24 protein-coding genes are annotated in these 19,522 nt (G+C 64.0%); 20 read left to right on the top strand and 4 right to left on the bottom strand.

Annotation, left to right across the window (positions count from 1 at the left end; genetic code table 11):
- Window positions 1–119: 119 nt before the first annotated feature.
- Genes AB5I84_RS06730 through AB5I84_RS06745 form a run of 4 tightly spaced genes read left to right on the top strand, consistent with a single transcriptional unit; the run spans window position 120 to window position 3,689 of the window.
- Window positions 120–1,094, top strand: a complete 975-nt coding sequence (locus tag AB5I84_RS06730) for an RluA family pseudouridine synthase (protein WP_369455091.1) — start codon at window positions 120–122, stop codon at window positions 1,092–1,094.
- A 21-nt stretch (window positions 1,095–1,115) separates the two neighbouring features.
- Window positions 1,116–1,808, top strand: coding sequence for an HAD family hydrolase (locus tag AB5I84_RS06735; protein WP_369455092.1), 693 nt, complete (start codon window positions 1,116–1,118; stop codon window positions 1,806–1,808).
- On the top strand, window positions 1,792–2,775 hold the full coding sequence (locus tag AB5I84_RS06740; RefSeq protein WP_369455093.1) for a S49 family peptidase: 984 nt from the start codon (window positions 1,792–1,794) through the stop codon (window positions 2,773–2,775). Before AB5I84_RS06735 ends, AB5I84_RS06740 begins: the two co-directional genes overlap by 17 nt.
- A gap of 2 nt (window positions 2,776–2,777) precedes the next feature.
- A complete protein-coding gene (locus AB5I84_RS06745) occupies window positions 2,778–3,689 on the top strand; it encodes an N-acetylmuramoyl-L-alanine amidase (RefSeq protein ID WP_369455094.1) in 912 nt (303 codons plus the stop codon).
- Window positions 3,690–3,692: 3 nt separating this feature from the next.
- Here AB5I84_RS06745 and AB5I84_RS06750 read toward each other — a convergent pair whose 3' ends face one another.
- Entirely contained in the window at window positions 3,693–4,286 is a 594-nt protein-coding gene (locus AB5I84_RS06750) for a Maf family protein (protein WP_369455095.1), read from the bottom strand.
- A 146-nt stretch (window positions 4,287–4,432) separates the two neighbouring features.
- Between AB5I84_RS06750 and AB5I84_RS06755 the strand changes: the two genes are divergently transcribed.
- The 14 genes from AB5I84_RS06755 (at window position 4,433) to AB5I84_RS06820 (ending at window position 15,177) form a co-directional block, all read left to right on the top strand.
- Window positions 4,433–4,966, top strand: coding sequence for a YceD family protein (locus AB5I84_RS06755; protein ID WP_369455096.1), 534 nt, complete (start codon window positions 4,433–4,435; stop codon window positions 4,964–4,966).
- A gap of 18 nt (window positions 4,967–4,984) precedes the next feature.
- On the top strand, window positions 4,985–5,173 hold the full coding sequence (gene rpmF / locus AB5I84_RS06760; RefSeq protein WP_369455097.1) for a 50S ribosomal protein L32: 189 nt from the start codon (window positions 4,985–4,987) through the stop codon (window positions 5,171–5,173).
- Between the two features lie 133 nt (window positions 5,174–5,306).
- On the top strand, window positions 5,307–5,720 hold the full coding sequence (locus AB5I84_RS06765; RefSeq protein WP_369455098.1) for a hypothetical protein: 414 nt from the start codon (window positions 5,307–5,309) through the stop codon (window positions 5,718–5,720).
- A gap of 9 nt (window positions 5,721–5,729) precedes the next feature.
- Window positions 5,730–6,749: a phosphate acyltransferase PlsX gene (gene plsX, locus AB5I84_RS06770; protein ID WP_369455099.1), complete on the top strand. Its 1,020-nt coding sequence runs from the start codon at window positions 5,730–5,732 to the stop codon at window positions 6,747–6,749.
- 82 nt (window positions 6,750–6,831) lie between these two features.
- Window positions 6,832–7,761 (top strand): ACP S-malonyltransferase, encoded by a 930-nt coding sequence (fabD, locus tag AB5I84_RS06775; RefSeq protein WP_369455100.1) that lies wholly within the window; start codon window positions 6,832–6,834, stop codon window positions 7,759–7,761.
- A 21-nt stretch (window positions 7,762–7,782) separates the two neighbouring features.
- Entirely contained in the window at window positions 7,783–8,532 is a 750-nt protein-coding gene (fabG, locus tag AB5I84_RS06780; protein ID WP_369455101.1) for a 3-oxoacyl-ACP reductase FabG, read from the top strand.
- 170 nt (window positions 8,533–8,702) lie between these two features.
- The gene (gene acpP, locus AB5I84_RS06785) at window positions 8,703–8,939 is read left to right on the top strand and encodes an acyl carrier protein (RefSeq protein ID WP_369455102.1); all 237 of its coding nucleotides are present in this window, start codon (window positions 8,703–8,705) and stop codon (window positions 8,937–8,939) included.
- Window positions 8,940–9,114: 175 nt separating this feature from the next.
- Window positions 9,115–10,353 (top strand): beta-ketoacyl-ACP synthase II, encoded by a 1,239-nt coding sequence (gene fabF, locus AB5I84_RS06790; protein WP_369455103.1) that lies wholly within the window; start codon window positions 9,115–9,117, stop codon window positions 10,351–10,353.
- Window positions 10,354–11,157, top strand: coding sequence for an aminodeoxychorismate lyase (pabC, locus tag AB5I84_RS06795; RefSeq protein WP_369455104.1), 804 nt, complete (start codon window positions 10,354–10,356; stop codon window positions 11,155–11,157).
- Window positions 11,154–12,224, top strand: a complete 1,071-nt coding sequence (gene mltG / locus AB5I84_RS06800) for an endolytic transglycosylase MltG (RefSeq protein WP_369455105.1) — start codon at window positions 11,154–11,156, stop codon at window positions 12,222–12,224. The genes pabC and mltG overlap by 4 nt, the downstream gene beginning before the upstream one ends.
- Window positions 12,221–12,856 (top strand): dTMP kinase, encoded by a 636-nt coding sequence (gene tmk, locus AB5I84_RS06805; protein WP_369455106.1) that lies wholly within the window; start codon window positions 12,221–12,223, stop codon window positions 12,854–12,856. The genes mltG and tmk overlap by 4 nt, the downstream gene beginning before the upstream one ends.
- Complete coding sequence (locus AB5I84_RS06810; protein WP_369455107.1) at window positions 12,853–13,851, top strand: DNA polymerase III subunit delta'; 999 nt, start codon at window positions 12,853–12,855, stop codon at window positions 13,849–13,851. The genes tmk and AB5I84_RS06810 overlap by 4 nt, the downstream gene beginning before the upstream one ends.
- 97 nt (window positions 13,852–13,948) lie before the next feature.
- Window positions 13,949–14,296, top strand: coding sequence for a PilZ domain-containing protein (locus tag AB5I84_RS06815; protein ID WP_369455108.1), 348 nt, complete (start codon window positions 13,949–13,951; stop codon window positions 14,294–14,296).
- Between the two features lie 17 nt (window positions 14,297–14,313).
- The gene (locus AB5I84_RS06820; RefSeq protein ID WP_369455109.1) at window positions 14,314–15,177 is read left to right on the top strand and encodes a TatD family hydrolase; all 864 of its coding nucleotides are present in this window, start codon (window positions 14,314–14,316) and stop codon (window positions 15,175–15,177) included.
- Here the strand turns inward: AB5I84_RS06820 and AB5I84_RS06825 are convergent.
- Window positions 15,162–16,001 carry a hypothetical protein gene (locus tag AB5I84_RS06825; protein ID WP_369455110.1) on the bottom strand — a complete coding sequence of 280 codons (840 nt, stop codon included), beginning with the start codon at window positions 15,999–16,001 and terminating at the stop codon, window positions 15,162–15,164. The two genes, AB5I84_RS06820 and AB5I84_RS06825, sit on opposite strands and share 16 nt — an antisense overlap.
- A gap of 5 nt (window positions 16,002–16,006) precedes the next feature.
- The gene (locus AB5I84_RS06830) at window positions 16,007–17,119 is read right to left on the bottom strand and encodes an aminotransferase class V-fold PLP-dependent enzyme (RefSeq protein WP_369455111.1); all 1,113 of its coding nucleotides are present in this window, start codon (window positions 17,117–17,119) and stop codon (window positions 16,007–16,009) included.
- Between the two features lie 149 nt (window positions 17,120–17,268).
- Between AB5I84_RS06830 and AB5I84_RS06835 the strand changes: the two genes are divergently transcribed.
- Entirely contained in the window at window positions 17,269–17,910 is a 642-nt protein-coding gene (locus AB5I84_RS06835) for a TetR/AcrR family transcriptional regulator (protein ID WP_369455112.1), read from the top strand.
- Window positions 17,903–18,463, top strand: coding sequence for a DUF1285 domain-containing protein (locus AB5I84_RS06840; protein WP_369455113.1), 561 nt, complete (start codon window positions 17,903–17,905; stop codon window positions 18,461–18,463). Before AB5I84_RS06835 ends, AB5I84_RS06840 begins: the two co-directional genes overlap by 8 nt.
- 144 nt (window positions 18,464–18,607) lie before the next feature.
- Here AB5I84_RS06840 and AB5I84_RS06845 read toward each other — a convergent pair whose 3' ends face one another.
- On the bottom strand, window positions 18,608–19,480 hold the full coding sequence (locus AB5I84_RS06845; RefSeq protein ID WP_369455114.1) for a DMT family transporter: 873 nt from the start codon (window positions 19,478–19,480) through the stop codon (window positions 18,608–18,610).
- Between the last annotated feature and the right edge of the window lie 42 nt (window positions 19,481–19,522).

Raw genomic sequence — 19,522 nt, forward strand, 5'->3', positions numbered from 1 at the left:
GACGGCCGACTATAGCAGCAAAATAACTGACACATCAATCAGATACAGGCGTCGCTGGGAAGGCCGCCAGCGCCCTGTGCAAGTGATACACTTTGCGCCCATTTTCCGTGATGTGTGCCATGTCTGACTCTCGTACTTCCGCCGGCGCTGCGGTGCCCAGCGTCACTTACCACCGGGTGCAGGACGACCGTGCCGGCCAGCGGCTCGACAACTTCCTCATGGCGCTGCTCAAGGGGGTGCCGAAATCCCGCATCTACCGGATCATCCGCGACGGCCAAGTGCGCGTGAACGGCAAGCGCGCCAAGCAGGTATTGCGGTTGGAAGCCGGTGACGAAGTGCGAGTGCCGCCAATCCGGGTAGCCGAAGAGGGCGCCCCGGCGCCGGTGGGCGCCGGATTAGCTGAGCGACTGTCGCGCAGCCGCTTGTTCGAAGACGAATGGTTGTACGTCTATAACAAGCCGGCAGGTTTGGCAGTGCATGGTGGCTCGGGTATTAGCCTCGGGCTGATCGAAACGCTGCGTGCGCTGCATCCTGAGCAGCGTGCTTCGTTGGAACTGGTGCACCGGCTCGATCGTGATACCTCCGGCGCCATTATGGTGGCGCGCCATCGTGGGTTTCTGCGCCGGGTACAGCGGCAGATGAAGGACGGTGGTATCGAAAAACGCTATTGGCTGCTGTGCCACGGTTTCACCGGCACCCGGAAAACCATTGAGGCGCCGCTGCTGAAGCTGGCCCATGGCAATGAACGGGTGGTGAAGGTGTCGCGCGAAGGCAAGCCTTCACGCACTGAATTCCGGCTGATTGAGCGCTTCGGTGAGTTGGCGCTGGTGGAGGCGGAGCTGATCACTGGCCGCACTCACCAGATTCGCGTGCACGCCCAGTACGGCGGTTTCCCGCTGCTGGGTGACAATAAATACGGTCGCGACGACATCAACCAGCAGTGGGGCGCTCGCCTCGGCAGCAACCGGCTGTTCCTGCATGCGCGCCTACTGGCACTGCGGCATCCGGAAACCGGCCAGCCGCTGAAAGTGGAAGCGCCGTTGGATGAGCCGTTCGAGGCCGCCTTGGAACAATTGCGCCGCCCCGGCGCCTGACCACAGGACATTGCAAAACCGATGAAAGCTTACCAACTGGTGATTTTTGACTGGGACGGTACTTTGATGGACTCCACCGAGCGCATCGTCCGCTGCTTGGCGGCGGCGGCGCAGGATACCGGCTTGCCGCGGTTGGCGGATGACGCCTACCGCAGCATCATCGGGCTCGGCCTGATCGAGGCGATCCAGGCGTTGTACCCGAACGAATCGATGCAGCAGGTGGTGGCCATGCGCGATCACTATGCCGATCACTTCGTGGTGGCCGAGAAGGTACCCAATCCGTTGTTCCCGACGGTGGCGGACACCCTTGCCGCGCTGCGGGATGGCGGCGTTACCATGGCGGTGGCGACCGGCAAGAGCCGGCGCGGGCTGGACCGGGTGTGGTCTGCCACCGGGCTTGGCCACTGGTTTGCCGGCTCCCGCTGCGCCGACGAAACCCGCTCCAAGCCGGACCCGACCATGCTGTACCAATTGCTGGAGCAGTTCGGGGTAGCGCCGGAGCAGGCCCTGATGGTGGGCGATACCACCTTTGACCTGGAAATGGCCGAACGCGCGGGTATCGACCGGGTCGGAGTGTTGTATGGCGCTCACAGTGCCGAGATGTTGCGCCAGCACCGCCCGCTGGCGCTCATTGACCGTTTGGAGCAGATGCTCGAGCTGATTTCACTTCCCGCAGCGCAGTCGTTGGAGGCCTTGGATGGACCCGCACGCTAACCGTTCCACCCCGCCGGAATCACAAAAAGAGTGGCGCCTGATCGAAAAGCTGGTGCTGACGATGCAGGACGAGCAGCGCAAGCAGCGCCGTTGGAGCATCTTCTTCCGCTTTGCCACCCTCGGCTATTTGCTGTTGATGCTGGTGTTGTTCCTGCCGCTGCGGCTGGGCTTCAGCGGCGCGGCCGCGCCGACGCTGACGCCGCACGTGGCGTTGGTGGATCTGTCCGGCATGATCGCGCCGGGGGCTGAGGCCAATGCCGATGCACTGACCGGCGGGCTGCGCCGGGCGTTCGAGGCGGAGCATTCCAAGGCGGTGTTGCTGCGCATTAACAGTCCGGGCGGTTCGCCGGTGCAGTCCGGCTATGTTTACCGCGAGATTCAGCGTCTGCGTGATAAGCATCCGGATAAAAAGTTGTACGCAGTGATTACCGATCTGGGGGCGTCAGGCGCCTACTATATCGCGGCGGCGGCCGATGAAATTTACGTCGATCCAGCCTCTATCGTCGGCTCCATCGGCGTCATCATGGCCGGGTTCGGCTTCACCGAGGCGATGGACAAACTTGGCATCGAGCGCCGGGTGCAGACCGCTGGCGAGAGTAAGGCATTGCTGGATCCGTTCCAGCCGGTGCAAGAGGGTGACCGCGAGCACTTCCAGCTGATGCTCGATGAGGTGCACGGTCAGTTCATCGACGCGGTGAAGCAGGGGCGCGGTGAGCGGCTGCAGAGCGACGGCCATCCGGAGCTGTTCTCCGGGCTGGTGTGGTCGGGCGCTAAAGCGGTGGAGTTGGGGCTAGCCGATGGCTTCGGCAGCGCCGGCAGTGTTGCCCGCGATGTGGTCGGTGTTGAAGAAGTGGTGGACTACACTGTCACCCCGAATCCGTTTGAGCGCCTGCTTGGCGGCTTCGGTGTGTCTGTCGGTCAGGGCTTGGGCCAGGCGCTCGGTCTGCAGGGGCCAGGTCTGCGCTGATCATGCGACGTGCCGCTGTCGTCCTGCTGCTTCTTATATTGTCAGTGGGCTGCCAAAGTCCGCCGTTGGAGCAGCGTGACGGCTACCGGGTCGATCATCGCCACGCGGCGACCGGGTTCGATCGCCGCGTGCGCTTCATCATCCTGCATTACACCCGGTCCGACACCGAGCGGGCATTGCGCACGCTCACTGGCCCTCAGGTCAGTGCTCATTATGTGGTGCCGCGCCAGGCTGATGACGGCGCGCCGCGGGTTTATCAGTTGCTGCCGGAAAGCGAGCGTGCGTGGCACGCCGGCAGCAGTGGCTGGGCCGGGCGTGAGCATCTCAATGACACCTCGATTGGCATCGAGATTGTTAACATCGGTCCGCTGGACACACCGCAAGGGCGGGTGTGGGAAGCCTATGGCGCCGGTCAGATGGCGGCGGTGGCGGCGCTAGTACGTGACCTGATGGCGCGCTACGAGATTCCGCCGGAACAAGTGCTGGCCCATGCGGATGTGGCGCCGTCGCGCAAGCTGGATCCCGGGCCGGCGTTCCCGTGGCAGTGGTTGGGGGAGCAGGGGTTGGCGGCGTGGCCGGACGATGAGCATCTGGCTCATTATCGAGAGCGGTTCGAACAGCGCTGGCCCAGTGTCACGGCACTGCAGCAGGCGCTGCGCGATTACGGTTATCCGCTGCCGGTGTCCGGCGTGGCGGACCGCGCCACCTGCGACACCCTGCGTGCGTTCCAGATGCACTTTCATCCTGAGCACATCAGCGGTCAGCCAGACACCGAAACGCTGGCGCGGCTGTGGGCGTTGCTGGCCGAGTATCGGCCGGCGTTGTTGGCCGCCCGTAATGGGCAGTGGGATATCGGTCAGGCTTTGACGGTGTTGCCGGCTTGCCCGGTGGTGGTCACGCCGCCAAGCGGTTGAGCGTCACGGTAGCGCCACGCCCTCGGCTCGCAGCATGTCGCATAAGGCGATCAGCGGCAGTCCGATCAGGCTGTTGGGGTCGCGGCCTTCCATGGCGTCGAACAAGGTGATGCCGAGACCTTCGGATTTGAAACTGCCCGCGCAGTTGAGGGGCTGCTCGGCGGCCACGTAGCGGCGGGCTTCGTGCTCGGTAAAGGCACGGAAGCGCACGCTGAAGTGTTCTACGACTGTCTGGCGCCGACCGCTATCGCTGTTGAGTAGGCACAGTCCGGTGTGAAACGTCACCGTAGTACCGCTGGATGCCATCAGTTGCGCCACGGCGGTGGTCGCATCGCCGGGCTTGCCGAGGATGGTGCCGGCGGCGGTCACTGCCACTTGGTCCGAGCCAATGACGAAAGCCGGCGGAAATTGCTCCGCCACCGCATCCGCCTTGCCGCTGGCAAGGCGCAGCACCAGTGCATCGGCTGACTCATCCGCCAAGCGCTGCTCGTCAATGTCGGGGCTGTGGCATTGGAAGGTCAGCTGCAGCCGCTCCAGCAGCTCGCGGCGAAACGGTGAGGAAGAGCCAAGAATCAAGGGCAAGTGCAACGCGCGCATGGGCAACTCCGGCAGGTCGGCGTCGAAAAAACGCAAGTGTAACGCGACAGTTTTCAGCCGGCATCAAAATAGCCTTGTTTCTCAATGTGTTGGCTTTTTTGACAGCCTTTGACAGCAGGGCAGGCGCGCCCTAGAATTGCGCGCTTATGTTTTCAGGGCAATTGCCGCACTACATCGAGCCGCGCAAGCTGGCTGATCAAGGCGGGAGCTTGAGTGGCGAGACCACGGTATCGGAGCTTCCCCGACTCAACGGAATTACGCTGAGTCCGGGTGAGCCGGTTCGTTACGACCTACGTTTCGCCCGTCAGGACGAGGAAAGCCTGCGTATCGTGGAAGGCACTATCACTGCAACGCTGTCGATGACTTGCCAGCGTTGCCTTGATGCGGTGGCTTACCCGGTGCAGGCGCGGGTATGTCTGGCGCTGGTGTTCAGCGAAGATGACATCCCGGCCTTGCCGGAGCGCTACGATCCGTGGCTGATCACCGATGAACGTATGTCGCCGGTGCCGCTGCTGGAAGAAGAATTGCTGCTGGCACTGCCGCTTGTTGCCATGCATGAGCAATGCCCGACGGACCTCCCGGACGTGCTGGTCACCGAAGATGAGGCGCCGGCGGCAACGAAAGCGGAAAACCCTTTTGCAATCTTGGCCAGCCTGAAAAACGGGCGCGGTCACGAATAAGCCCCACAGGAGCGCACCATGGCAGTTCAACAGAATCGGAAAACACGTTCCAAGCGTGACATGCGTCGCTCGCACGACGCTCTTTCGGCCCCGACCCTGACCGAAGACACCCAGACCGGCGAAGTGCACCGTCGTCACCACATTTCACCGGAAGGCATGTACCGCGGCCGTCAGGTGATCAAGCCGGCCGACGCCGACGAGGAATAAGTCGACCGCAGGTAATCCGGCGGTCACGCCAGGTTACGAAAAACGGGAGCTGCGGCTCCCGTTTTTCGTTGTCAGTCTGTCCCCAAGCTCCTACCTTTAGCCCACCCTGAGCGGCGCGGGAGAAACCCACTCCATGAGTTATCCCCTGATGGTGCTGTTGCCGCCGTCCGAGCGGCGGCCGGCCACTGATCCGAGCTGGCACCAGCGTATGGCTGCGGTGCAGGATGGCGGCGAGCCGGTGCCCGCCTTGGCCGCCTTGTTGGCCAGGCTGCGCCGGCTGTATCCGCCGATTGCAGGTCCGCATTTCGATGCCGGTATTGCCGCCATGCTGTGTGCGGCACAGGAAGAAGAACGATTGACCGACTACTGTGTCGACAGCGACGCAGCCGTTTTGGGTTTTGCTTGGTCCTGCGCCGAGGCGGCGCGCCAGCGGCTGTGTGCGTTGGCGGCCGATCATGGGCTGGTGGTATTTGATCCCGGTGCCGAACCGGCGCGGCTGTACTGGCCGCCCGTCGACAGCGGGAATAGCGATGCGAAGGCGCACTGAGGAGACTCCATGGCCGATCTGACTTTGGCCGTAGACGCAATGGGCGGCGACGCCGGCCTGCCGGTGACAGTGCCGGCGGTGAAGGCGCTGCTGGCCGAACATGCCGGTGTACGGATATTGATGGTGGGCCAGCCTGAACCGCTGGCCGAAGCCCTGGCCCAGCACCAGCTCAGCGACCACCCGCGCCTGCAGGTGGTGCCGGCCAATGATGTGGTGTTGATGGACGACCCGGTGGCGGTCGCGATGCGGGTCAAGAAAGACTCCTCGCTGCGGGTGGCGGTGAACCAGGTAAAAGAAGGCCGTGCTCAAGCCATGGTCAGCGCCGGCAACACCGGTGCACTGATGGCGGTCAGCCGCTTTGTGCTGAAAACGCTGCCGGGCATTGAACGCCCGGCGATCTGCACCGCAATTCCTACCCAAACCGGCCATTGCCACATGCTTGATCTGGGCGCCAACGTCGATTCCGAGGCGGAGCATCTGCTGCAGTTCGCTCTGATGGGTTCGGCCCTGGCGCGAGCGTTGGGGCAGCCGCAGCCGCGGGTGGCACTGCTCAACATCGGCGAGGAAGACATCAAGGGCAACGAGCTGATCAAAGACGCCGCTCGCCAGTTGCAGGCCCATCCGCAACTGCATTACACCGGCTTCATTGAAGGTAACGGCATCTTTGCCGGCGAGGCGGATGTGGTGGTGTGTGACGGCTTTGTCGGCAACGTGGCGTTGAAAACCATGGAAGGCGTGGCCGGCATGTTCTCCCATGTGATCCGTGAGCAAATCAATCAGAGCTGGTGGCGCAAGTTGAGCGGGTTGGCGTCACTGCCGATCCTCAATGGCCTCAAGCAGCGGCTCGATCCGGAACGCTACAATGGCGCCTCGCTGGTGGGCCTCAATGGCGTGGTGGTGAAGAGCCACGGCGGCGCCGGCGAAAAAGGCTTCCTGTTTGCCCTGCGGGTGGCGCTGCAGGAGGCTGAGCGCAACGTGCCGGCGCTGATCCAGTCTGCCTTGGCGGCGTCATCGCCGGAAACCCCATAAGAATTTGTTGCAACCGGCGCAGGCGCAGACTGGAGAGTCATTGCATAATGCGCCGCGCCCTGCAGTGACGGAGTAGATTTCGATGACCAAGAGTGCATTCCTGTTCCCCGGCCAAGGTTCGCAGTCCGTGGGCATGCTGGCCGACTTCGCGGACGAAGCGGTGTTGCAGCACACTTTCAATGAAGCCTCCGGGGCCTTGGAGTACGACCTCTGGGCGCTGGTGCAGAATGGGCCGGAGGCCGATCTCGGTCGCACCGACCGCACCCAGCCGGCGCTGTTGACCGCCGGTGTGGCACTGTGGCGACTGTGGCTGCACCGTGGGGGTCACCGCCCGCAATGGCTGGCGGGGCATAGCCTGGGCGAATACACCGCGCTGTGCTGTGCCGGTGCGCTGAGCCTTGGTGACGCGGTGCGACTGGTGGAGCGGCGCGGACAACTGATGCAGGCCGCGGTGGCCGAAGGGCAGGGCAGCATGGCCGCGATTCTCGGTCTGGATGATGATGCCGTGCGCGCTGCCTGTGCTGCCGCGGCTGACGGCGACGTGGTCGAGGCCGTCAACTTCAACGCGCCGGGCCAGGTAGTGATTGCCGGCAGTGCGGCGGCGGTCGCTCGCGCGGTGGACGCGTGCAAAGCGGCCGGTGCTAAACGCGCCATGCCGCTGTCAGTCAGCGTGCCGTCTCACTGTGCGCTAATGCATCCGGCTGCCGAGCAGTTGGCGCAGGTGTTGGAGGGTATCCGTCTTCATGCTCCGGAAATACCGGTGGTGAACAATGTCGATGTGGCGGTGGAAACCGATCCCGCACGCATCAAAGATGCACTGGTGCGTCAGTTGTACGCGCCGGTGCGTTGGGTGGAAGTGGTGCAGAAGCTGGCCGCTGAAGGTGTCACCCGCGGTTATGAGTGCGGTCCGGGCAAAGTACTGGGCGGACTGGTGAAACGCATTGATCGGGCTGTCGAAGTGGTGGCCCTGGAAAACCGCGATACGCTGATGGCGGAAACGCCCAACGGCTGAGCGGTCGATTGAGGAGATGGCATGACTGAGCAAAGCACGGCCCGTGTGGCCCTGGTCACTGGTGCGTCACGTGGTATTGGCCAGGCAATTGCTGCGGCGTTGGCCGACGCGGGTTTCGTAGTGGTCGGCACCGCCACCACCGAGGCCGGTGCCGCGCGTATCGGTGAAACGCTGGCAGCGGCCGGCAATGCCGGCGGCGGCGTGGTGATGAACGTAGCGGATGCCGATTCGGTCACCGCTGCCTTGGCTGAGATCCAGCAACGCTTCGGTACGCCACTGGTGCTGGTCAACAATGCCGGCATCACCCGCGACAACATCATGCTGCGCATGAAAGACGAGGAGTGGGATGAGGTGATCAACACCAACCTCAGCGCCCTGTTCCGTGTCACCCGCGCTTGCCTGAAAGGCATGACCCGGGCGCGCTGGGGCCGTGTCATCAACATCAGCTCGGTGGTGGGCGTGATGGGTAACCCGGGCCAGGCCAACTACGCCGCTGCCAAGGGTGGGGTGGAAGGGTTTAGCCGGGCCGTGGCGCGTGAGTTGGGTTCTCGGGCGATCACCGTTAACACCGTGGCGCCGGGTTTCATCCGCACCGACATGACCGATGCGCTGCCAGAAGCCCAGCGTGAAGTGCTGTTGGGCAGTATTCCGCTGGCGCGTTTAGGTGAGGCCAGCGAGGTGGCCAGCGCGGTAGCTTGGCTCGCCTCGGACGGCGCCGCCTACGTCACCGGCACCACGGTGCACGTCAATGGCGGCATGTTTACCGGTTGAGCTTTTTGACTACAGCAAAGCTGTGGTTCCAGGTCTTTGAAATGCAAGGCGAATAATTCGCAACAAACGCACGTTCAGGGGCTGGGGGGATTGCTTGCATGGTCAAACAGCGTTCCCCTAGAATAGCCGCCTGAGGTGCACTGACACCAAAACAGGAGAGAGTCAGGATCATGAGCAGCATTGAAGAAAGAGTCGCCAAGATCATCATCGAACAGCTGGGTGTGAAGCCGGAAGACGTCAAGGCAGAAGCATCCTTCGTGGAAGACCTGGGCGCCGACTCGCTGGACACCGTGGAGCTGGTGATGGCTCTCGAAGAGGAATTCGAAACCGAAATTCCTGACGAGGAAGCCGAGAAGATCAGCACCGTGCAGGCTGCCATCGACTACGTGAAGCAACACGCTTCCTGATCCGGCCCTTCTGCCAGATCAACGAAAAACCGCAGGCTCACCAGCGTGGGCCTGCGGTTTTTTTTGTCCGGCGCGGGCGCCGGCGCTCATCAATTGACACAAAGTCGCGGCGGGGGCGGGACGCTTTTTGCGTATACTCGCGCGCCAGGCAAGATCCATCCTCGGAGGAAAGGCAGTGAGCAGACGTCGTGTTGTGGTGACCGGAATCGGGCTGTTGAGTCCGCTTGGAACAGATGTGGCCAGCACCTGGCAGCGTCTGGTGGCGGGCGAGAGCGGCATCGGCACCATTGACCATTTCGATACCGCTGGCTTGTCCACCCAGATTGCTGGGCTGGTACCGCAGTTTGATCTGGATGCGTACTTCTCCTCCAAGGAAGCACGCAAGATGGATGTGTTCATCCAGTACGGCATGGTGGCCGGTATTCAGGCGATCCGCGACGCTGGCATTGCGGATGCCGGCATCGATCCGAGCCGCATTGGCGTGGCGGTGGGTTCCGGCATTGGTGGCCTCACCGGTATCGAAGAAAACCACCGCAAAATGCTGGAAGGTGGTCCGCGCCGGGTATCGCCGTTCTTCGTGCCCGGCAACATCATCAATATGATTTCCGGCAACCTGTCGATCCAGTACGGCTTCACCGGCCCCAACTTCGCACTGGTCACCGCCTGCACCACCGGCGCCCACAGCATCGGTATCGCGGCCCAGCAGATCATGTACGGCAACGCCGAAGTGATGGTGGCCGGCGGTGCCGAGAAAGCCTCCAGCCCGTTGGGGATGTCCGGTTTTGCTGCGGCCAGAGCGCTGTCCACCCGCAACGATGAACCGGGCCGTGCCAGCCGCCCGTGGGACCGCGATCGCGATGGTTTCGTACTGGCTGACGGTGCCGGCGTGGTGGTGCTGGAGGAATACGAGCACGCTCGCGCCCGTGGCGCGCAGATCTATGCGGAGCTGGTCGGCTTTGGCATGAGCGGTGACGCCTACCACATCACCGGCACGCCGCCGGACGGTGCCGGCGCGGCGCTGGCCATGCGCAACGCGCTGCGTGACGCCGCGCTCAATACCGACCAAGTGGGCTACATCAACGCCCACGGCACCTCGACCAAGATTGGCGACCTGGCCGAGCTGGCAGCGGTACGCCAGGTATTTGGCGAACAGGCCAATCAGTTGGCCATGAGTTCCACCAAGTCGATGACCGGCCATATGCTTGGGGCTGCGGGCGCCGCAGAAGCCATCTTCACCATGCTGGCGCTGCGTGATGGTGTGCTGCCACCGACCATCAACCTCGACAATCCGGATGAGGGCTGCGACCTGAACTTCGTCGCCCACACCGCCCAGCAGAAGCCGATCGAGTATGCGCTGTCTAACTCGTTCGGATTCGGCGGCACCAACAGCTCACTGCTGCTGCGCAAGGTCTGAGTGGACTCCGCCGACGCGGTGATCTGGACACCAACACCCAGTGACCGTGACCGGGCGCTGGCCTATGGCGATGGCCTGTTCGAGACGCTCAGGCTGCAGCCGAGTGGCGCGCCGCTGTGGCGTTTTCATCGGGCTCGGCTACTGGCCGGCGCCCAGCGGCTCGGACTGCCGCTGATGGCGCAACGGTTGGACCAGGCACTGGAACAAGCGCTGGCGCGCTGCGACCGCCCAGCGGTGCTGAAACTGATCCTCAGCGCCGGCGAGGGTGGGCGCGGCTACGCCCGCCCCGCGTCTTTGCAGCCACAGCTGTGGGCGCGACTGCATCCATTGCAACCGCCTGCCGTCGCGCTGCGCGAGCAGGGCGTGAAGCTCGGCCTGTGTTCGCTGCAACTGGCGCGCCAACCGGCGCTGGCCGGCCTCAAGCATCTCAACCGTCTGGAACAGGTCTTGGCACGCGCGGAAGTGTCCGCGGCGGGTTGGGATGAAGGCGTACTCTGCGATAGCGCCGGTTGGGTGGTCGAGTGCAGCGCCATGAATTTGTTCGTGCGCCACGGCGAGCAGTGGTGGACACCGTCGCTGGACCAGGCTGGGGTGGCCGGTGTGGCCCGCAGCTGGCTGCTGGAGCAGCTCGGTGAGGTGGCGCAGGATCCCCGTGATCTATCGGTTTTCGCGACCGCCGATGAAGTGTTGGTGTGCAACAGTGTTGCTGGAATCATGCCGGTCCGTACACTGGCAGGCTGGTCCTGGCCGGTGGGCACCACCACCCGGGCACTTCAGTCTGAACTGGAACAGCTTTTTCAATGAAGAAAACCCTGCTTGTGCTGCTCGGCGCACTGGTGGTGCTGACGCTGGCAGCACTGCCGCTCGGTGCTGGCTGGTTGGGCGAGGCACTGCGTACGCCGTTGCCGCTGGCCGAGCAACGTCCGTTGGAAGTGCCGCGCGGCAGCCATCTGTCAGCGGTGGTCAACCGGCTGGCCGCCGACGGTCTGCTCGGCGACGGCCTGCACCAGCGCCGGGTACGTTGGGCGCTGCGGCTGTACCTGAAACAGCAACCTGACGCCGCCCGCATTCACGCCGGCGAATACCGGCTGACACCGGGCATGTCGTTGCAACAGCTGATCGCGGCGCTGAACCGGGGTGATGTGGTGCAGCGTGCGCTGACCTTTGTAGAAGGCAGCACGTTCCGCGACTGGCGCCGGCAGTTGGCGTCGGCAGATGGCCTGCGGCAGGACAGTGCCGCGCTCAGTGACGCCGAGCTGATGGCAGCGCTGGAGCGCCCCGGGCAGCACCCGGAAGGCTGGTTTGCACCGGATACCTATTTTTATACCCGTGGTGACAGCGATTTGGCGCTGCTGCGTCGCGCACTGGCACGCCAGCAGCAGCTGCTGGACAACGCCTGGGCGAGTCGCGCAGAGGGGCTGCCCTATGCGTCGCCGTATGAGGCGCTGATCATGGCCTCCATCGTTGAGCGTGAAACCGGTGTACCCAGCGAGCGGGCTGACATCGCTGCGGTGTTTGTGCGCCGCTTGCAGCGCGGTATGCGTTTGCAGACCGACCCCACCGTCATCTACGGCATGGGCGAGCGGTACGATGGCCGCATTCGCCGTGCCGACTTGCGTGAGTTCACCCCCTACAACACCTACCAGATCGCCGGCTTGCCGCCGACGCCGATCGCTATGCCCGGTGCGGCAGCGATCGTGGCGACCCTGAATCCTAGCGACCGCAAAGCTTTGTATTTCGTTGCCCGCGGCGACGGCTCCCACGAATTCACCAACAGCCTGCGCGATCACGAACAGGCAGTGCGGCGCTTCCAGCTCAATCGCCGTGACGATTACCGCTCCAGCCCGGCGCCGGCGGAGGTGAGCCCATGAGCGGCCGTTTCATCACCTTCGAAGGTGGCGAGGGGGCTGGCAAAAGCAGCAACCTGCTCTGGGCTGCGGAGTGGCTGCGCGGGCAGGGCGTCGAGGTGGTCTGTACTCGTGAGCCTGGCGGCACGCCGCTGGCAGAGCAGATTCGCACCCTGTTTGTGCACGCTGGCGATGAACCGCTGGCACCGGCCACTGAGCTGTGTTTGGTGTTCGCCGCTCGCGCCCAGCATGTAGCGCAGGTCATTGAGCCGGCCTTGGCCGCCGGGAAGTGGGTGCTGTGTGACCGTTTTACCGATGCCACTTATGCCTATCAAGGCGGTGGCCGCGGGTTGTCGTCGGCGCTGATCGGCGCACTGGAGCAGACCGTGCTCGGCGGGCTGCGGCCGCACTTGACGTTGCTGTTTGATTTGCCGGTGGCGGACGGCTTGGCCCGCGCCCGTCAACGCGCGGCGCTGGATCGTATTGAGCAAGAGCAACAGGATTTCTTCGAGCGGGTGCGCGCCACTTATGTGGCCCGTGCTGCGGCGGAACCGGAACGCTTCCGTACCGTGCAGGCCGCCGCGCCGCTGAAACAAGTGCAGCAGCAGGTGCAAGAGTTGCTGGCCGAAGCTCTGCGCCGCTGGGGGCCGCAATGAGTGCCGCGATTCAAGCTCCGAACCCGTGGCACCGCGAGGCGCTGGCGCAGATGCAGGCCCAGCAGCAGGAAGGGCGTCTGCCCCATGCGTTACTGCTCAGCGCCGCCGCCGGCACTGGCGCCTTGCAGTTGGCGCAGTCGTTGGTGCAATGGCTGTTGTGTGAGCGGCCGCGCGGCGGGTTGGCCTGCGGTGAGTGCCAAGGTTGTCATCTGAGCACCTCCGGCACCCATCCAGACTTGCTGCGGGTAGCGCCAGCGGAAACCGGTAAGGCGATCCGCATCGACCAGGTGCGCGAAGTGGTGGAATTTAGCGCCCGCACGGCACAATACAGCGGTTACCGGGTGGTGCTGCTGGAGCCGGCGGAAGCCATGAATCGGGCGTCTCAGAACGCGCTGCTGAAGACGCTGGAAGAGCCGGGCGCGCAGACGCTGCTGCTGTTGGTCAGTTACCGCACTAGCGCGTTGCTGCCTACCGTGCTCAGTCGCTGCCAGATGCGCCGGCTGGGTACCCCGGATGAGGCATTGGCGCTGGAATGGCTGGCCCCGCAAGTGGGCGGTATGACGCCGGCGCAGGCGCTGCTGACCGCTGCGGGTGGGGCACCGATCAAAGCGTTAGCGCTGGAACAGAGCGATGGGTTTGCCGCTCGTGGTAAAGCGGTTGCGGTACTGCACCGCGTTGCACTGGGCGAAATCAGTGCCGTCAGCGCGGCGCGCCAGCTTAATCCGAGCGACGTGGCTGACTGGCTGGCGTCGTGCCACGGCTGGGTCCACCAAGCACTGCGTCAAGCCAACGGTCTGCCGGGCGTCGATGACCCGCAACTGCGTGGGCCACTGGCGGCGTTGGCACAGGTGCCACAGGCGCGACTGCTGGCGTTTGCCGAGGCGTTGGTGCGGGCGCGCCGGCTGCATGCTTCTGGCGCCAACCCGAACAAGGATCTGCTGCTCGAACAGTTGATGTTGGTGTTGGCCGGCATCGAACAGGTGGCGCAGCTGTGAATCACGCCGCTGCGGTCGATGGGGATCGGCGGCAGGGGTGGATAAGGGGCGCCGTGCGGGGGCACGGACGCACCACATTGACGTAAGGGGAAGAGTGATGAAAATGCCCGGTGGCCGCAGTGGCATCCTGTCACTGAACATCAAGGACAAGGCGGTGCTGTACGCGGCCTATATGCCGTATCTGAAACACGGCGGGTTGTTTGTGCCAACCACCCGCGACTATCAGCTCGGTGAGGAAATCTTCCTGCTGTTGACGCTGATGGATGAGCCGGAAAAAATTCCGGTCGCTGGACGGGTGGTCTGGATCACCCCGAAGGGTGCGCAAGGGCAACGGAGCGCCGGCATCGGCGTGCAATTTTCCGATCAGGACGATACCGCGCAGCGTACTATCGAGGCTTGTCTGGCGGGCTCCTTGGAGTCAGATCGGCCGACCCACACCATGTAGCTGAACGGACAGAGACCATGACTGCTGTGCCATCGCCGTCCCTGACGGGATTGGTCGATTCACATTGCCATCTTGATCGCTTGAAACTGGATGCCTATGGCGGCGATTTCGATGCGTTGATGGCCGCCACCGCTGCGGCGGGCGTGTCGCACATGCTGTGCATCGGCGTCGACTTGGCCAGTTTCCCGCAGGTACGGCAGTTGGCCGAATGCTGGCCGCAGGTGTTCGCCAGCGTCGGCGTGCATCCGCTGTACCGCAATGCCGAAGCCGCTACGCTGATGGAATTGAAAACGCTGTCGGCGCATCCCAAGGTGGTCGCCATCGGCGAGACTGGGCTCGACTATCTCGACGACCCGGTGGATGCGAAGGAGCAGCAGCAGCGCTTTGCCACGCACATCTTGGCGGCCCGTGAAACTGGCTTGCCGCTGATCGTGCACACCCGGGGCGCCCGGGAGGACACGCTGGCCATGTTGCGCGAGTACGGTGGCGGCAAGGTGCGCGGCGTACTGCACTGCTTCACCGAGGATCTAGCCACCGCTGAGGCGGCGATCAAGCTTGGCTTCTACATTTCTATTTCCGGCATCGTCACGTTCCGCAATGCCGACGCGCTGCGTGACGTGGTGCGGGCACTGCCGCTGGAGCGGCTGCTGATCGAGACCGACTCGCCGTGGTTGGCGCCGGTGCCTTACCGCGGCAAGCAGAACGAGCCGCGTTTTGTCAGCGAAGTGGCGCAGGCGGTGGCGGCGCTGCAAGGTATCAGCCCGGCAGAGCTGGCCAGCGCGACCCGCAAGAACTTCTTCCGCTTGTTCATCAAGGCGTGCGAATGGCAGGCCGATCACTGCGCCGCCGCCAAGCGGCGCCCGTGTCACTCGGACGGCTGATCGCTGAACTGGGGGGCGTCGGTCTGGCGACGGGCGTCATCCAGTACGCCGAGGCTGCCTTTCCACGGCAACAGCCGCATCTGGCGCTCGTCGGTCTGGTCGACAAACGGGTACTTCACCACGTCGAAGTAGGGCGAGTGATCGAAGTCACTGGCGAGGAACAACCGCGGGTGGCGGCGGTACAACCGAGAAATGTCAGTATCGGTGCGCTTCACGAGAGGCAGCACCGGGAACTGGATGAACGAAAACGCTTCGCCAATGGTGCTGCCGTTCAGTGCCCGCAGCATGCGGCCGGCGTAACGCATCAGCAGTGGGCGCCGCCAGCGTTCCGGCAGTAATCCCCACGGCAACATCAGGAACAGCGCCTCTGGCCAGCGCAGTCGGCTGACCACACCGAGTCGGCTGAGACCATAGCGGATCACGGTCTGGGCATCCTCTTCACCCAGGCCGCGGGGCCGGCACAGGCGCAGATGCTCACCCTGCAACTCCGGCAACACCTGCAACTGGATGCCGCCATGGGGCAGGGCACGCAGGATCAACTGTGTGTCGGGTTCACAGGGCAGGTATTCGGTGACCGTGGCGCGCAGCGACGGATCACGCAGATCCTTTAGCCGCCCCAAGTACAGCGCGGCTTGCGTCCAGCGCGTCTGCAGGATGCGGCGCAGGCGCGCATCCAACCGGCTGCGGCCGTCGATCAGCAACACGTCTCCAGGCCGCACCAGTTCGCGGACGCGGTCGAAGTCGGACAACCGGGGGCCATGGTGCGGATGCTGGGCATCAAGCCACTCGGAGAAAGTACTGGGGGAGGAATGCGGTGCGCTCATGGTGGCTATGCTAGCAGGATGCGCAGCACGCGGTCGATGACTGATGGGTCGTGATAGAAATGCGGAGACAACCGCAGGCCGCCGCCGCGTCGAGCGCAGATCAGACCGGCGGCGGTGACGCGCTGGTGGGCGGCGAGTAGATCACCGTCCGGCCGCCATACCAAAATGCCTGCGCGGCGTGCCGGATCGCTCGGGGAGCACAATTGGCCGTGGCCTGCGAGACCGTCTTGTAATGCTTGCACGTGTGATTCGATGTGCATCGCCACGTGCTCCAACCCCACCTCCAGCAGTAACGACAGACTGGCCGATAGCGCATGGATGCCGAGCATGTTCGGGCTGCCGCATTCGAACCGGCGCGCACTGGCGGCCGGTTGCCAGTCGGTGCGGTCATAATTGCCGGCATCTTCCACCATGTGCCAACCGTACTGCGTCAGCGCCAGTTGATCGCGGGCCGCCGGGCGGCTGTAGAACAGGCCCAGTCCCTCCGGGCCGAGCATCCACTTGTGCCCATCAGCGACTACGAAATCTGCCCCGCAGGCCTGCGCGTCAAACGGCTGGGCGCCGAGGCTTTGGATCGCATCGACGCAGAACAGCACCCCATGGCGGCGGCAGGCGTCACCGAGACGCTCGAGATCGAGCCGGCGGCCGCTGGCAAACTGCACCGAGCTGATCGACAGCAGACGGGTGCGTGGACCCAGTGCGGCAATCAGTTCGGCTTCCGGATCGGCGCCGCCGAGCGCGACCACACGGGTAAATACGCCGCGCGCAGCCAGCGCTTCCCAGGGAATGCGGTTGGACGGGAACTCCTCGTCGCTGATCACCACCTCGTCGCCGTCGCGCCAGTCGAGGCCCATGGCAATCATCGACAGGCCCTCAGAGGTGTTCTTCACCAGCGCGATGTCATTGGGAGAGTCGATATTGATTAACTGCGCCAGTTGCTGGCGCAGGCGCTGCTCTACCTGCAGCCACTGCGGATAATCAGCGGCGCCTTGCAGTAGGTTCTGCTCGGCGAACTCCGCCACCGCGCGGGCGGTGCGTGCCGGCCATGGCGATACCGCCGCGTGGTTCAGGTACAGCAACTGCGGATGTTGCGGAAATTCATGGCGATGGTCGGTCATGGCGGCACTCCTTGGCGGCCTCGCACCCGGCTGCAGCAGACAGCTGGTCGCAACAGCCATTTTCTTTGAATTTCAAACGCCTTACCCTAGTGACCGCCCCGTTTTCTGTTCCGCGGGGAAGCACAGACGGTACAAGGAGAAGGTGTCACATGGGTGACTTGGAAAAGGCAGCGCGCAAGGCTCAAGAGTTTCGCCAGCGGGAACGGGAAATCCTTGACGCGGCGTTGGCACTGTTCCTGGAGCACGGTGAGGACCGTGTCACCGTGGAGATGATCGCTGACCAGGTGGGCATTGGCAAAGGCACCATCTACAAGCACTTCGAGACCAAGAACGAAATCTACCTGCTGCTGATGATCCGCTATGAGGAAGACCTGGCCGAGCTGTTCCGTAGCATCGACGGAGAGGACGACCGTGAGCGGTTGCCGCGCGAATACTTCAGCTTCCGCATTCAGCAGCCACGCCGTTACCAGCTGTTCGATCGCCTCGAGAACAAGGTGATTAAAGAGCAAGCGGTACCGGAACTGGTGGACAAGCTGCACACCATCCGAGCCAAGAACCTGGACAGCCTGGTGCGCACCATCGAGCAAGGCATGAAGGCGGATACGCTGGAACCGGTGCCGCCGTACTACCACATCGCCTTGGCGTGGGCGCTGGCCCACGGCGCGGTGGGGCTGATGGAGTCGCCGTTCTACCAGAAGTACATCGATGACAAAGAGGACTTCACTGACTTCCTCATCAATGTCGGCATCCGCATGGGCAACAAGGGTCAGCGTGGACGTCGTGATGACTGAGCGCGAGGCGCGGCTGGCCGCGCTGGTGGCACAAGCGGAGCAGGGCGGCAGCGGTTTGCCGCCGGTGGACCGCTGGCACCCGGCGCATAACGGCCGCATCGACATCCGCATCGCGGTGGATGGCACTTGGTACCACGAAGGGGAACCGATTCGCCGCGACGCCTTGGTGCGGGTGTTCTCTTCGATTCTGCGCCGCGACGACGACGGCATTGTGCTGGTGACCCCGGCCGAGCGGCTGCTGATCGAGGTGGACGACGCGCCGTTCATGGCGGTGACGGTGGAGCAACTGACGGGCGAGCAAGGTCCGCGTCTGCTGTTCACCACCCTCAGTGGCGATGCCGTGATTGCCGGGCCGGAGCACCGGCTGTGGGTGGAGCTGACCGAAGACGGCGAGCCGCGTCCTTACCTGCATGTGCGTGGCGGCCTCAACGCGCGGCTGCACCGCAATGTGTTCTACCAGTTGGTGGAATGGGCGCAGCCGCGCGAGCAAGACGACGAAACGTCGCTGTGGGTGGAAAGCGACGGCGCGTCATTTTTATTGGGTACCTTCTGACCCTCGCTTAACTCGCATCGCGCAGTGATTGTCACGGTTGGGCTGTTAGCCGGGCCTTCATGTGGCGGCGGTCTCACCGGAATTGCTCCGCGCGGTGTTTTCCCTATTGAACCTTCCTGACATCACCCGTAAGCCGATGCCGTGTCAGCGCTGCCGTGCTGCCATATGCTTGGCGGCGCCGACGCACACGGCGGCGGCCGCGGCGGCGGCGAGCATGCCGGCACTGATCGATTCATCGAGCAACAGCGCTGCCAGCGCCATGCCAATGAAGGGCTGCAACAGCTGCAGCTGACCCACGGCAGCGATGCCGCCCAGTGCCAGCCCCCGGTACCAGAAGATGAAACCTACCAACATGCTGAACACCGACACATAGAGCAGACTCCAGATCGCGCCCGCTGACCACGCCAGCGGTTGTGTGGGCCAGCTCAGCAGCAGCCACAGCGCCATCAGTGGCAAGGCGCCTACCAGCGCCCAGCTAATGACCTGCCAGCCGCCTAGCCGGCGCGTCAGACTGGCGCCTTCCGCGTAACCCATGCCACAGAGCAAAATACTGGCCACCATCAGGCCGTCGCCGAGCCGGTGGCCGGGTTCGCCGCTGGCCAGGGCGTAGCCACTGACGCAGGCGCTGCCGATCACGGCGCATAGCCAAAATGCCGTGCCCGGCCGCTCGCCGCTGCGCCATTGGCCCCACAGTGCGGTGCATAGTGGCAGCAGTCCGACAAATACCAGCGCGCGGGTGGCGCTGATGGTTTCCAGTGCCAGAGCGGTGAGTAACGGAAAGCCGATCACACCCCCCACGGCGGTGAGTGCCACTGCCGGCCATTCGCTGCGCCGCGGGCGCGGTGGTCGCAGCACCGCCAACAACAGTAGCGCCAACAGGCCGGCAATCACCGCCCGGGCGCTGGTCAGCAACATCGGCGCTAGATCGAGTACCGCGATGCGAGTGGCCGGCAGTGACCCGGCAAAGATCAGCATGCCGAGGCTGCCTTGCAGCCAGCCAAGTTGGTTTGGGGACATGGGGCGCTCCTGTTGGGAGCTGCCATTGAAGAACAACGACGC

Source organism: Alcanivorax sp. REN37 (assembly GCF_041102775.1).
In the GTDB taxonomy this organism is placed as follows: domain Bacteria; phylum Pseudomonadota; class Gammaproteobacteria; order Pseudomonadales; family Alcanivoracaceae; genus Isoalcanivorax; species Isoalcanivorax beigongshangi.

Bases quoted from the DNA above. Each gene is read 5' to 3' on its own strand.
- plsX (WP_369455099.1), top strand. From the start codon at position 5,730: ATGGCCGATCTGACTTTGGCCGTAGACGCAATGGGCGGCGACGCCGGC.
- AB5I84_RS06735 (WP_369455092.1), top strand. From the start codon at position 1,116: ATGAAAGCTTACCAACTGGTGATTTTTGACTGGGACGGTACTTTGATG.
- AB5I84_RS06750 (WP_369455095.1), bottom strand. From the start codon at position 4,286: ATGCGCGCGTTGCACTTGCCCTTGATTCTTGGCTCTTCCTCACCGTTT.
- AB5I84_RS06830 (WP_369455111.1), bottom strand. From the start codon at position 17,119: ATGACCGACCATCGCCATGAATTTCCGCAACATCCGCAGTTGCTGTAC.
- AB5I84_RS06730 (WP_369455091.1), top strand. From the start codon at position 120: ATGTCTGACTCTCGTACTTCCGCCGGCGCTGCGGTGCCCAGCGTCACT.
- AB5I84_RS06740 (WP_369455093.1), top strand. From the start codon at position 1,792: ATGGACCCGCACGCTAACCGTTCCACCCCGCCGGAATCACAAAAAGAG.
- AB5I84_RS06810 (WP_369455107.1), top strand. From the start codon at position 12,853: ATGAGTGCCGCGATTCAAGCTCCGAACCCGTGGCACCGCGAGGCGCTG.
- AB5I84_RS06745 (WP_369455094.1), top strand. From the start codon at position 2,778: ATGCGACGTGCCGCTGTCGTCCTGCTGCTTCTTATATTGTCAGTGGGC.
- AB5I84_RS06755 (WP_369455096.1), top strand. From the start codon at position 4,433: ATGTTTTCAGGGCAATTGCCGCACTACATCGAGCCGCGCAAGCTGGCT.
- AB5I84_RS06845 (WP_369455114.1), bottom strand. From the start codon at position 19,480: ATGTCCCCAAACCAACTTGGCTGGCTGCAAGGCAGCCTCGGCATGCTG.
- rpmF (WP_369455097.1), top strand. From the start codon at position 4,985: ATGGCAGTTCAACAGAATCGGAAAACACGTTCCAAGCGTGACATGCGT.
- fabD (WP_369455100.1), top strand. From the start codon at position 6,832: ATGACCAAGAGTGCATTCCTGTTCCCCGGCCAAGGTTCGCAGTCCGTG.
- acpP (WP_369455102.1), top strand. From the start codon at position 8,703: ATGAGCAGCATTGAAGAAAGAGTCGCCAAGATCATCATCGAACAGCTG.
- AB5I84_RS06820 (WP_369455109.1), top strand. From the start codon at position 14,314: ATGACTGCTGTGCCATCGCCGTCCCTGACGGGATTGGTCGATTCACAT.
- mltG (WP_369455105.1), top strand. From the start codon at position 11,154: ATGAAGAAAACCCTGCTTGTGCTGCTCGGCGCACTGGTGGTGCTGACG.
- AB5I84_RS06825 (WP_369455110.1), bottom strand. From the start codon at position 16,001: ATGAGCGCACCGCATTCCTCCCCCAGTACTTTCTCCGAGTGGCTTGAT.
- AB5I84_RS06765 (WP_369455098.1), top strand. From the start codon at position 5,307: ATGAGTTATCCCCTGATGGTGCTGTTGCCGCCGTCCGAGCGGCGGCCG.
- tmk (WP_369455106.1), top strand. From the start codon at position 12,221: ATGAGCGGCCGTTTCATCACCTTCGAAGGTGGCGAGGGGGCTGGCAAA.
- AB5I84_RS06815 (WP_369455108.1), top strand. From the start codon at position 13,949: ATGAAAATGCCCGGTGGCCGCAGTGGCATCCTGTCACTGAACATCAAG.
- AB5I84_RS06840 (WP_369455113.1), top strand. From the start codon at position 17,903: ATGACTGAGCGCGAGGCGCGGCTGGCCGCGCTGGTGGCACAAGCGGAG.
- fabG (WP_369455101.1), top strand. From the start codon at position 7,783: ATGACTGAGCAAAGCACGGCCCGTGTGGCCCTGGTCACTGGTGCGTCA.
- AB5I84_RS06835 (WP_369455112.1), top strand. From the start codon at position 17,269: ATGGGTGACTTGGAAAAGGCAGCGCGCAAGGCTCAAGAGTTTCGCCAG.